We start from the raw sequence: 10,905 nt of genomic DNA, 5'->3' as shown, positions 1-10,905 counted from the left end.
TCCCCGAATCCTCCGGCACCTCCGTCGACACCCTCACCTTCCGCGTTGTCCATACCGGCGGGGGGAACGGACCCGTTGACCTCTGCCCGGGCCACCGTGACGGTCATGGCAGGCACCTATCTTGAGATCCTTACGCAGTCCGGGGCCGCTTCTCCGGGACCGGGGACGTGGACGGCAACACCTCCCCGGGGCGACACCCTCCTTCTCGCCGGGGAGGACTGTGAGATCCGGCTTTGCCTCGACCGTTCCGTCTCCGCCGGTGAGGCTCTGACCGTCTGGGTGCGTCCCGAGGGCGGCGGACCCTGCTCGATCACCGGGCCGGTGGATACGGGCTCTTCCCGCTCCTGAGAAAGACTAAAAGTATTCAACATCATACGACCCATTTTGATGGAAATGCTGACCCCGGAAGAAGGCAGGACGGCTGTTCGCCTGGCACGCAGTGCCGTCGAGAAGGCCGTCAACGGCGAACGGACGACGCTGCCTGCTCTCCCCCCGGTCTTCGGGGAGAAGCGCGGCGTCTTCGTTACGATCAAGCGGGAGGGGTCCCTCCGCGGATGTATCGGCCTCCCGTACCCGATACGGCCGCTCGGCGACGCGATCGTCGAGGCGGCCGTGTCGGCCGCTCTTGAGGACCCCCGGTTTTTGCCGGTGTCGCGGTCGGAACTTGCCGACCTCGACCTTGAGGTGACGGTGCTCACCGTGCCCCGGCCGCTCGAATGCCCGCCGGAAGAGCGCCCCGGCTGTGTCGAGGTCGGGAGGCACGGCCTGATCGTCAGCGGTCTCGGGACAGGGGGCCTCCTCCTTCCGCAGGTCGCGACCGAGTACGGCTGGGACAGCCGGGAGTTCCTCGACCAGACCTGCATCAAGGCCGGACTCCGGCCCGGGTGCTGGAAGCGCGACGATGTTGCCGTGCAGACGTTCGAGGGGCAGATATTTGAAGAGAAGGCGGTTTAATCCGAATGGCAATTACTTTTGAGGTCATACACAAAGATATCGCCGGGAGGGTCGGGAAACTCAGGGTGAACGATAGAATCGTTCGGACACCCGCGCTCCTCCCCGTCGTCAACCCCCACCTCCCCCTGGTAACCCCCCGCGAGATGCAGGAGATGGGCGTCGAAGCCCTGATCACAAACGCCTACATCTTCCGGCGGAGCACGGAGTACCGCGACCGGGCGCTGGCGGAGGGGCTTCACTCGGTTCTCGACTTCGACGGGGTCGTCATGACCGACTCCGGCTCGTTCCAGCTCTCGGTCTACGGCGAGGTCGAGGTGAGCAACCGGGACACGCTCGAGTTCCAGCAGGCAATCGGGAGCGACATCATCGTTCCCCTGGACATCCCCACCCCGCCGGACGCGGGCCGGGAGAAGGCGGCACGGGAACTTGCGGTCACCATGGACCGGATCAGGGAGGCCCAGCAACTCTTCCCCGACGCAAACCTCGCCGGGCCGGTGCAGGGCGGCATCTTCACCGACCTCCGCGAGGAAGCCGGACGGGCCGTCCGGGACCTCAACTTCACCTTCGCTCCGATCGGGGCCGTGGTGCCGCTGATGGAGAACTACCGTTACCGGGACCTGGTAAAGGTCGTTCTCGCGGCCAAACGCGGTCTCTCCCCGGCGACCGCCGTCCACCTCTTCGGTGCAGGCCACCCGTCGATGTTCGCCCTCGCCGTCGCGATGGGCTGCGACCTCTTCGATTCTGCCGCATACGCCCTCTTTGCACGGGAAGGGCGCTACATCACCCCGCACGGGAGTTTCAAGATCGACGAACTCGCGGAACTGCCCTGCTCCTGCCGGGTCTGCCGCTCGATGACCGCCGACGAGCTCCGTACGTCCGGGGACCGGGAGCGGCTGCTCGCCCTCCATAACCTCTACGTCACCCTCGCGGAGATCGCCCGCATCCGGCAGGCGATCCAGGACGGGACGCTCTGGGAACTGGTCGACGAGCGGTGCCGGAGTCACCCGCGCCTGCTCGACGGCTACCGGGAACTCCTCGGCCACGCATCAACGCTCGCGCGCGACGACCCCGTCTCCAAGCGCCGGTTCTTCTACCGGGGATCGGAGACCTGCCGGAGGACGGAGGTGCTCCGGTTCCGCGAGGTCATCCCCCGCATCCCTCTCGGCGACCGTGTGCTGGTCTCGTTCGACGGGCGGGAGGTTCCGGGGTTCGATACGGTGCTGAACTTCAAGCCGCCCTTCGGGCCGTACCCCGCCGAGCTTGCGGAGACCTTCCCCATTGGACAGAGCGAGGTCCCGGAGTGGGACGACGACATGGTCAGGTCGGGGTGCGCCGGCATCCGGGCCCTGATGAAGGCCCACCCGGAGAAGCGGTTCGTCGTCCTGTGCGGCGAAGCGTGGGCTCGCCTCGTCAGCGAGGAGGTCCCCGATGCGGAGGTGGTATCGTGAGCCGGTATGAGGCGGAGAGGCGCGACGGCCTTGCACGGATCGGGACCTATGAAGAGGGAGAGGAGAGGGTCTCCCTCCCCGCCGCCCTCGATGTGGACGGCCTCTTTCCGGCGCTCAACAGGCGCCCCCTCTCAAACGTTCCACTCGCGATAGACCCGGCGTTCGTCGAGAACTATTTTTCCCCCGGGGAGGGGCAGCCGGTGACCGTCCACCCGCTCGCCGCTTCGGCGGAGTCGGGCGACTGTGTCATGGTCGCAAACTGGCATACGGCGCAGAAGAACCCCCGGAATTACGCGATGTGGCTGGCGGCTCTCAAAGAGAGCGTCCCGCCGGACACCGCGTGGTACGCTCCGGCTGCGGCGCTCCCTTCGACCGCCTGCCTCCTCGTCTACTCGGGCTTCGATCTCTTCGACTATCGGGCCGTCGACCTTGCATCCGCGCAGAAGACCTTCTGCCTTCCGGAAGGCGAGTTTCCCGCCTCGATCATGAAGACGGGAGTCTGCGGGTGCGAGGGGTGCCGGGCCGGCGACCTCGCGCGGCACAACCGTCTCGCGCTCGACCGCGAGATCGCCCTTGTGCGGCACTATATCGAGGCGGGAAGGCTCCGGGAGCTTGTGGAATCGCGGTGCCGGGCGGCCGCCGAACAGGTGGGCATCCTCCGGTTCCTCGACCGGAACTACGCTTTTATGGAGCGCTTCCTCCCGGTGGCGCGGGGGGTGCCGATGCGTGCCAACACCGCCGAGTCGCAGAACCGCTCAGAGATCCGGCGGTTCGCCGACCGGGTGATCGAGCGGTTCGTCCCGACCCGGACCGACGTCGCGGTCCTCCTCCCCTGCTCGGCGCGGAAGCCCTACTCGCTCTCACGGAGCCACCGGCTCTTTATGAACACGGTGGACCGGCGGGCGCACGAACTGATCGTCACCTCGCCGCTCGGCCTCGTTCCCCGGGAACTGGAGCGGGTCTACCCGGCGGGGCACTACGACGTGCCGGTGACCGGCTATTGGGACCGCGAGGAGTGCGCCTTCATCGCCGATATCCTCGCCCGCTACTTCGCGGCGCACCCCTACCGCCGGGTGATCGCCCACCTTGAGGGTGGGGCGCTCACGGTTGCGGAGATGGCGGCGGAGGCTTCGGGGATAGGCCTTGAGGTGACCTGTCAGGGGCACCCGACGGCGCCGGGCTCCCTCCGGGCCCTCGCCGACGCTCTCACGGGCGAACGCCGGGTTCAGACCGATACCGTCCGGGGCACGGTATCCTGGCAGTTCGGGACCGAGATCAACACGAAGGGTCTCCAGGTCCGGGGCAGGAGCATGCAGATGGCGGTCCTCCGCGGAAAGCAGCAACTCTTCAGCATCGATCCGGGGACCGGGCTCTTCCGTCCGACGTTTGCGGGGTGGGACCTGATACCGGAGGGCTACCGGGTACGGATAGATGCATTCGTGCCGCAGGGTGACATCCTTGCCCCGGGAGTCACGGAATGCGACCCCGGGATACGGGAAGGCGACGAGGTGCTCGTGGAAGGGCCGCTCGCGGTCGCCACCGGGCGTGCGATGATGGGGGCGGACGAGATGCTCCGGTCAAAGCGCGGGGTTGCGGTGAAGGTCCGGAAGGTGAAGAAGAGCGGGGAGTGAGGAGAGGCGGGTCCCCGTCAATTCAACGTCTTTGGCGCTCCAACATCTGCCTATCGCATAATCCCATGCGCAGATTTCCATCGACTATCGCCACGCACTGCCCCCTTCCTGTGCAGGAAGGGGGAGGAGGACGAAGGCCGGGTGGGATTGCAGATACTATCTCATAGACAGGAGGAGGACGAAACCCCTCAAAACTCCCCTGGGTCTTCCATATTGGTTCCTGAGAGTGCCACTTATCTATATCGATGATTTCTACGGTACGCCAGTTTTAGGCTTGGAGACAGGGGAGGGGAGAGTCCCTCCCCGTCAGCCCCTCCCATATGGCGATATCCCCGCGGTCCGGTGTGCTCGGCTCCTCGCAACAAAGAGTGTCCTCTAGGCGATTGTACACCTCCCCAATACCTATGGGCTCAACCTGCCACACGAGCCCAACCAAAAAAAAGAAGACAGGAACCCCTGCCGTCAAAAACCCCTACTTCTTCGGGACGAGTTTCACCGCCGTCCCGTAGGCGAGGAGTTCCGCCGCGGTCGACATCGTCTGGGACGTCGTGAACCGGATGTTCACCACCGCGTCGGCCCCGAGATCGTGTGCGGCGTTGACCATCCGGTTGTACGACTCGGTCCGGGCATCGGAGAGCATCGAGGTGTACTCCTGAAGTTCGCCGCCGACGACGCTCTTTAAGCCGGCCATAACGTCTTTTCCGATATTCTTCGTCCGTACCGTATTGCCGAAGACCACACCGAGGATCTCCCCGATGGCGTAGCCCGGGACTTCTGCAGTCGTCGTAAGTATCATGTTCGCTTACTCCTTGATGGCTTCGAGGGTCTCCTCGCGCCCCCGCCATATGATCAGTGCAAGGCCGATCACGATGAACGGGATGCCGAAGATAGGGACAATCAATGCGAGCACCGCACCGATGATGATCAGTGCAATCCCCCAGCATACCGGACTCCGCATACATAGCCGTGCGACGGACGTGATGATAATCGTTCGTGTTTCCGTCCCGGATATCTATGTGCCCTCTCAATATCGAGTCCGGTTCGGCAGCGATCGGCGGCGGTCAGGCGCGGGGGAGATGCAGTAAAGAGGCTGGAGGCACAATAAGTATGAAATGTTCGGATGTGTCTCGATGTTACGATCGACCAGCACCATCAGGAGTGAAGCAGTTGTATAAGGTGGAATCAGCGACCATACTCGCCGACCGGGTATATGAATACTGGATCCGCGCGCCGCAGGTGGCCCGGCACGTGCGGGCGGGGCAGTTCCTCATCCTGCGCCTGCACGAAGCGGGCGAGCGGATACCGCTTACCATCTCGGCCGTCAGGGGAGACGCCGTCCGGGTGATCTTTATGGCCGTCGGCAAGACAACCCAGGAACTTGCGACGCTCCGGGCCGGGGACAGCATCACGGACGTCGCGGGACCGCTCGGAAAGCCGAGCGAGATCGCCAACTACGGCACCTGTTGCGTCATCGGCGGCGGTGTCGGGATCGCGAGCACGCCTCTCATCGCAAAGGAACTAAAAAGTGCGGGCAATCGCGTCATCGGGATCATCGGGGCGCGGAGCGCCGATCTCCTCATCCTCGAGGACGAGATGCGGGAGATCTGCGGCGAACTCTACATCACGACCGACGACGGGAGCAAGGGCGTTCACGGGTTTGCAAGCGACGTCCTGAAGAAACTGCTCGAAGAGAGAACGATCGACCGGGTCTGGATCATCGGCCCCGCCATCATGATGAAGGTCACCTCCGGCGTGACGGTGCCCTACGGCGTGAAGACTTACGTGAGCCTCAACCCGATCATGGTCGACGGGACGGGGATGTGCGGCTCCTGCCGGGTGACCGTCGGCGGGGAGACGAAGTTCGCCTGCGTCGACGGTCCCGAGTTCGACGCTCACCAGGTCGACTTTGTCGAATTGATGCAGCGGCAGCGGATCTACACCGAGCAGGAGAAGGTCTCGCTTGAGCGGTTTGCCGAACACCAGTGCCGGTGCGGCGAAGGAGGCGGCCGCCATGAGTGACCGGCCGGCCGAGGTCCGGGTCCACGATTTCGGCGAGGTGGATACCGGCCTCTCCGTCACCGAGGCCATCACCGAGGCGGAACGCTGCCTGCAGTGCAGGAAACCGCTCTGTGTAAGGGGCTGCCCGGTCTGCATCGACATCCCCGCATTCGTCCGCGAGGTCGCGAACGGCAACTTCCCCGCCGCCGCGCGGGCGCTCAAGGAGCAGAACATGCTCCCCGCCATCTGCGGACGGGTCTGTCCGCAGGAGAGCCAGTGCGAGGGGACCTGCATCCTCGGCAACAAGGAGACCCCGATCCGGATCGGAGCGCTTGAGCGGTTCGTGGCCGACTGGGAGCGGGAGAACGGGCCAGAACTCCCAGAGGTGGCGAAGTCGACCGGGAAGCGGGTGGCGGTCGTGGGCTCCGGGCCTGCCGGGCTGACGGCCGCGGCCGAGCTCGCGCGTGCCGGCCACGCCGTCACGATCTTCGAGTCGCTCCACGAGGCCGGGGGTGTCCTGACCTACGGCATCCCCGCGTTCCGGCTGCCGAAAGACGTCGTTAAAGCGGAACTCGACCAGGTGCTCGCCCTCGGCGTCCGGCTGAAGAAGAACCACCTTGTGGGGAGGAGCGTCAGCGTGGACGAACTCCTCGGCTACGACGCGGTCTTCCTCGCGACCGGGGCGGGGCTTCCCGCGTTTATGTGCATCCCCGGGGAGAACTTAAACGGCGTCTACTCGGCAAACGAGTTCCTGACAAGGGTGAACCTGATGCACGCCGATGCGTTCCCGGAGTTCGACACGCCGGTCATGCACGGGGGGCGCGTCGCGGTGATCGGCGGCGGCAACGTGGCGATGGACTCCGCACGGGTGGCGCGCCGCCTGGGGGCGAAGGTCTCCCTGATCTACCGGAGAGGCGAGGAGGAGATGCCGGCGCGGAGGGCCGAGATCGAGCACGCAAAGGAAGAAGGGATCGAGTTTTTCACCTGCACGAACCCGACCCGGGTCTTCGGCGAGCAGTGCTGCGTCACCGGGATCGAGTGCGTGCGGATGTCCCTCTGCGGCATCGATGCGAGCGGCCGCCGGTCCCCGGAGTTAATCGAGGGGAGTGAGTTCACCCTCGACGTGGATATGGTGGTCCAGGCGATCGGGACGAGCCCGAACCCGCTCCTCGTCTCCCTGATCCCGGGACTCGAGCGCGGCCGGAGAGGCAACGTCGTCGTCGACGAGAACGGCCGAACGTCCATCCCCCACGTTTACGCCGGCGGGGATATCGCCACCGGCGCGGCGACGGTGATCGAGGCGATGGGCACGGCAAAGCGCGCGGCGGCGGCGATCAACGCGATGCTGAAGGAAGAGTGAACTCTTTTTCCGGGGTGAGCCAGGGTCGGCCCATTCCCCATCCTGACATTTGCGAACAATTCGTGGAGAGCAGGGAACCGGATCAACCGTCCCCTCTGCACCGGAATGCAACCGCGAGGAGGTTCGACCCGATCAGCGGCAACCCGGCTGCCCAGTAGAGGGTGATGAGCCCGCTCCAGGGATGAAGAGTGGGTGACGGCGAAAGAACGGTATCCTTTACGATACAGGCGAAGATGACGGCGACAAAGATCGTAACGCCCGCGATCGCCCGAAGAGGGACGGGCGCCTTCGCCTTCAGGCGTTCCGGGAGAAGATGAACGAAGGCCAGGGACGCCGGAGACAGCGCGGCAAGCAGGCCGATCCAGACGACCTCGATCCCGCTCACCGGGTCCGAAAGGAACGAGTTCCCATCGGGATAGAGCAGGAGACTCACGATACCGAGGGCGAAGACGGTGCCCGGGAGCAGCAGGTCGAAATACCGTGGTCCGGTCTCCTCCCGTGCTGCCGAGATGAACAGGAGGAGACCGAGAAGGGAGATTCCGCTCAATACGAATGTTGCTGCAGTAAGCCCGGTGAACAGGGCGACCCAGAGGAAAAAGAAGATGGTTGAAGTACACGCAAGCGATATGCTGCAGAGGGGTAGTTTCATCATACGGCCTCGAATCTCCGGCGGTTCACCCGACATGGAGCGCAAACCTATCTCCTGCCTCCGGGCAGTGACGGGGTTCGCACGGCCCGGATTGGACGAACCTCCGTGGTAATTACAGGCAGTGTACCCCTTTGCAAGACTACAATATATACTAATCGATTTTAGTATATAGTTATATTTAGTTCAAAACTGAAGACGCGTTCTCCTGCAGAAGGTCTGCCCGTCCCTCCGGCCCTATCGCCGCCTCCGGTACAGGGCGAAACCCATCCCGACGCCAAGAGCCGCAAAGACCGCTCCAAACCCCGGCGTCGTCGTCCGGAGCGACTGCCCGGGCGCCAGGTCCGAGGGGACCTGCGCGACGTTCGTCTCCTGACCGGCCCGAACGGTGATCTCCCAGACGATCTGGTCGTTGCCGTAGACTTTCAGCACGACGTTCTCGACGCGGGCGTCCAGGGACTGTCCGGAGAGGGCCTGCGCCTCCGCTTCGGCTCTCCCGACCGTGAGGTTCTCCTCCGAGACGTAGGTGGTGGAGACGATCTCTCCTCCCGATAGGTCGACGATGTACTCCGTGAACACGCCGGTATCGTTGATGAAGTAGACCTGCGTCCGCGAGGATCTGGTCGTAATCTCCTCATAGCGGTTCGGGGACTGATTTTCGACGTAAGAGCGCAGCTCTTCGTCGTTGCTGAGCGCCGGGTACTTCGCAAAGATTTCCGGAAACCGGAGCTCCGCGGCCAGGGGCAGCGCCTCGTCGCAGCCGATGATCCAGACGCGCTCGATAGACGGTTCGCCGCCGTGTTCATCGGCTCTAATCTTGTTTAAATAGACGAGCTGTTCTTCGCAGGCGTTCGCCGGCACGATGTACACGTACTCATGCGTGTGGTTGTACGTGCTCTCATGCCACCAGATCTCCCCATGTTCAGCGATGAATGCGGTGATCGTCTCGTTGGTCTTCGCGTTCGGGTGAACCCCAAACAGAATTCCCGTCTGGTTTCCCTGCCCAGGGAGAGGCGTCACGACCGCATCTGCGGGTATGCTGCAGACAAGCACCGCAAGGATGAGACCGAGCATCAGAAGGACAACGCTTTTCGACATAAAAAAGGGTTAGTTATACCTCGGAACCTCTCCGAGGAGAATCTGCGTTCTGAAATCTTCGTACCTGAGAATGCCATCGCCGGTTGGGTCGTTCGGGTCCTGCGTGTAATAGGAGTCATCGGCGTCACCGTAGATGGTGATGTTGATGTGGTTGTTTCCCGCTGCCCTGTAAACCTGGGGATTGTCAAATACATCCCATGTTGGATCCGAGTGGATCCAGGCATTTCCATTCCATGATTCTGCAATAGCATGCCCTGTTATATTACCGGAAGGCAGTTCCATGGTGAACGATAGGAATCGCGTCGGGATGCCCAGTGCGCGGGTGAAGGCGGTATACAGGGTCCCATACTCATCGCAGACCCCTTGATATTTTCCGTTTATGGGAGACGGATGGTCTAGGGTATACAGATCAGAAAATATATACTCAACGTACATTGTTTCGTTATTATATTCCATCATATCATGAACCCGTTGCATTATTTCGTAGGCAGACTGATACGGCTCTGTCGTACCATCAGCTGCCTGCGCTGCTTCGAGTAACACCCTATATCCCTCACTGAATGGGAAATGATATAGATCACTTGTCTCGAGGTTTTCTCCGCCGTCAGGATCGAAGAGATGCGCCGCATCGTTGTTATACTTCTCTATGGCATCGATCGGCATTCTTGCCATCCACGACGTAAGGCCGGTCGGATCAACTCTGATCTCGACTGCCATCGGTTTTATTCCGATGGAACTATGCTGTGGGAGAACCTCGAATGGAACTGTCACAGTGAGGTCCGCCCCCGCTGCAAGATCCGAAAAGGGCACACCACACCCATATCCATCCTTAAGCGACCAGAGGATGACCATCCCGCTCGCTGCAGAAGAAGCATAGTTATGGATCGTGATCTCGTGGTAGACAAACGTGTCCTGCGTCCAGTACCAGGAGATAGTTCCCTGGGTCATTCTCACGTCCGGCATTAAATCCCTGGTACCGAGGTCGCTGCTCTCGGTTTGCAGCGTCAATGATACTTTACCGGGAGAGGTTGGAACCACGTCTGCATCGACCACCTGGAATTCTGGTACCCTCTTCGGATCCAGAATGATTACTCCTGGGTGCTGCCGTGCGATCTCCTCAGTGATCGGAACCCTCTGCGGGGTTTCAATGACCGGAGTATACTTCGACATATCTCTCGGCTCAACTCACTGGTCGAACGTATCGAACCAGCCCCTTGATTCATTCTCCGCACTCACAACCGGCACCATCGTTCCGCTCACCAGCAATGCAGCGAGGAGTATGGAAAGTGCCCGCGTTCCAATAGTTTCTTTCATCTGTTTGCCTCCTATAACGTCCCCGGAGGCAGAAGAGGCAACAACCTTAAGTACATTGAATGCAGACTACTCCTCTGCCTTCTGGGCTGTAGGGGGTTCATCCGGCCTTGGACAGATAGGGTGAACCTCCGCCATTCTGCGAACGCCATTTCCGGCATCCGCATAGGGACGTAGACGTCAGTCTATTTATCTCTTCTGTCAAACCTCTCTACACATCCGCCGGTTGTTCGCAAAAGTGAGGTGATCGAACCCGCCCTCGGGAGCGCGGGCACAGGAGCGAGGCCGTTCTTGCGGCGAGGCAGGCTGTGCAAGATACAGAACCGGGGCCGGCCGATCCGCTCCGGGCGGCTACCTCCGGCTCCGGTATTCTTCATTTATCCCCGAAGATCATCCAGACCCCGAATCCTATCAAAAGAATCCCGCTTCCCGCTCGAATTATATCCCTGTATTCTCGTA

The 10,905-nt window shown here is 62.3% G+C and carries 12 protein-coding genes; 6 read left to right on the top strand and 6 right to left on the bottom strand.

Going from position 1 to position 10,905, the window contains the following annotated elements:
• The first annotated feature begins 105 nt into the window (after positions 1-105).
• From BRA42_RS08105 to arcS, 4 genes are read left to right on the top strand one after another with little or no spacing between them, the layout of a single operon-like run.
• Positions 106-348, top strand: coding sequence for a hypothetical protein (locus tag BRA42_RS08105; protein WP_342772120.1), 243 nt, complete (start codon positions 106-108; stop codon positions 346-348).
• A 39-nt stretch (positions 349-387) separates the two neighbouring features.
• Positions 388-954 carry a TIGR00296 family protein gene (locus tag BRA42_RS08100; protein ID WP_342771053.1) on the top strand — a complete coding sequence of 189 codons (567 nt, stop codon included), beginning with the start codon at positions 388-390 and terminating at the stop codon, positions 952-954.
• A 5-nt stretch (positions 955-959) separates the two neighbouring features.
• Complete coding sequence (gene tgtA / locus BRA42_RS08095) at positions 960-2,402, top strand: tRNA guanosine(15) transglycosylase TgtA (RefSeq protein WP_342771052.1); 1,443 nt, start codon at positions 960-962, stop codon at positions 2,400-2,402.
• On the top strand, positions 2,399-4,033 hold the full coding sequence (gene arcS / locus BRA42_RS08090; protein ID WP_342771051.1) for an archaeosine synthase subunit alpha: 1,635 nt from the start codon (positions 2,399-2,401) through the stop codon (positions 4,031-4,033). The genes tgtA and arcS overlap by 4 nt, the downstream gene beginning before the upstream one ends.
• 472 nt (positions 4,034-4,505) lie before the next feature.
• Here the strand turns inward: arcS and BRA42_RS08085 are convergent, their stop codons facing one another.
• Positions 4,506-4,829, bottom strand: coding sequence for a heavy metal-binding domain-containing protein (locus tag BRA42_RS08085; RefSeq protein ID WP_342686298.1), 324 nt, complete (start codon positions 4,827-4,829; stop codon positions 4,506-4,508).
• Positions 4,830-4,835: 6 nt separating this feature from the next.
• Positions 4,836-4,991, bottom strand: coding sequence for a hypothetical protein (locus tag BRA42_RS08080; protein WP_292405535.1), 156 nt, complete (start codon positions 4,989-4,991; stop codon positions 4,836-4,838).
• Positions 4,992-5,200: 209 nt separating this feature from the next.
• On the opposite strand from BRA42_RS08080, the gene BRA42_RS08075 reads away from it, so the two are divergent.
• Both BRA42_RS08075 and gltA read left to right on the top strand, forming a co-directional pair.
• Entirely contained in the window at positions 5,201-6,052 is an 852-nt protein-coding gene (locus tag BRA42_RS08075) for a sulfide/dihydroorotate dehydrogenase-like FAD/NAD-binding protein (protein ID WP_292405538.1), read from the top strand.
• Positions 6,045-7,391, top strand: coding sequence for an NADPH-dependent glutamate synthase (gltA, locus tag BRA42_RS08070; protein WP_342686300.1), 1,347 nt, complete (start codon positions 6,045-6,047; stop codon positions 7,389-7,391). Before BRA42_RS08075 ends, gltA begins: the two co-directional genes overlap by 8 nt.
• A gap of 82 nt (positions 7,392-7,473) precedes the next feature.
• On the opposite strand, the gene BRA42_RS08065 is transcribed toward gltA, so the two are convergent.
• From BRA42_RS08065 to BRA42_RS08050, 4 genes are all read right to left on the bottom strand, one after another.
• Entirely contained in the window at positions 7,474-8,043 is a 570-nt protein-coding gene (locus BRA42_RS08065) for a hypothetical protein (RefSeq protein WP_342686301.1), read from the bottom strand.
• Positions 8,044-8,274: 231 nt separating this feature from the next.
• The gene (locus tag BRA42_RS08060; protein WP_342771050.1) at positions 8,275-9,111 is read right to left on the bottom strand and encodes a hypothetical protein; all 837 of its coding nucleotides are present in this window, start codon (positions 9,109-9,111) and stop codon (positions 8,275-8,277) included.
• A gap of 33 nt (positions 9,112-9,144) precedes the next feature.
• Entirely contained in the window at positions 9,145-10,305 is a 1,161-nt protein-coding gene (locus tag BRA42_RS08055; RefSeq protein ID WP_342772119.1) for a transglutaminase-like domain-containing protein, read from the bottom strand.
• A gap of 15 nt (positions 10,306-10,320) precedes the next feature.
• Positions 10,321-10,449, bottom strand: a complete 129-nt coding sequence (locus BRA42_RS08050) for a hypothetical protein (RefSeq protein WP_342686304.1) — start codon at positions 10,447-10,449, stop codon at positions 10,321-10,323.
• Positions 10,450-10,905: the final 456 nt, after the last annotated feature.

Origin of the sequence: Methanoculleus sp. UBA374 (genome assembly GCA_002508705.1) — an archaeon.
Taxonomy (GTDB): domain Archaea; phylum Halobacteriota; class Methanomicrobia; order Methanomicrobiales; family Methanoculleaceae; genus Methanoculleus; species Methanoculleus palmolei.
The sequence above is the reverse complement of the archived record's forward strand: the minus strand, read 5'-3'. Positions and strand labels throughout refer to the sequence as shown.

Excerpts from the sequence above, each read along its gene's own strand:
- tgtA (WP_342771052.1), top strand. The coding sequence starts at position 960 with ATGGCAATTACTTTTGAGGTCATACACAAAGATATCGCCGGGAGGGTC.
- BRA42_RS08085 (WP_342686298.1), bottom strand. The coding sequence starts at position 4,829 with ATGATACTTACGACGACTGCAGAAGTCCCGGGCTACGCCATCGGGGAG.
- BRA42_RS08100 (WP_342771053.1), top strand. The coding sequence starts at position 388 with ATGGAAATGCTGACCCCGGAAGAAGGCAGGACGGCTGTTCGCCTGGCA.
- BRA42_RS08065 (WP_342686301.1), bottom strand. The coding sequence starts at position 8,043 with ATGATGAAACTACCCCTCTGCAGCATATCGCTTGCGTGTACTTCAACC.
- BRA42_RS08050 (WP_342686304.1), bottom strand. The coding sequence starts at position 10,449 with ATGAAAGAAACTATTGGAACGCGGGCACTTTCCATACTCCTCGCTGCA.
- BRA42_RS08060 (WP_342771050.1), bottom strand. The coding sequence starts at position 9,111 with ATGCTCGGTCTCATCCTTGCGGTGCTTGTCTGCAGCATACCCGCAGAT.
- BRA42_RS08080 (WP_292405535.1), bottom strand. The coding sequence starts at position 4,991 with ATGCGGAGTCCGGTATGCTGGGGGATTGCACTGATCATCATCGGTGCG.
- gltA (WP_342686300.1), top strand. The coding sequence starts at position 6,045 with ATGAGTGACCGGCCGGCCGAGGTCCGGGTCCACGATTTCGGCGAGGTG.
- BRA42_RS08055 (WP_342772119.1), bottom strand. The coding sequence starts at position 10,305 with ATGTCGAAGTATACTCCGGTCATTGAAACCCCGCAGAGGGTTCCGATC.
- BRA42_RS08105 (WP_342772120.1), top strand. The coding sequence starts at position 106 with ATGGCAGGCACCTATCTTGAGATCCTTACGCAGTCCGGGGCCGCTTCT.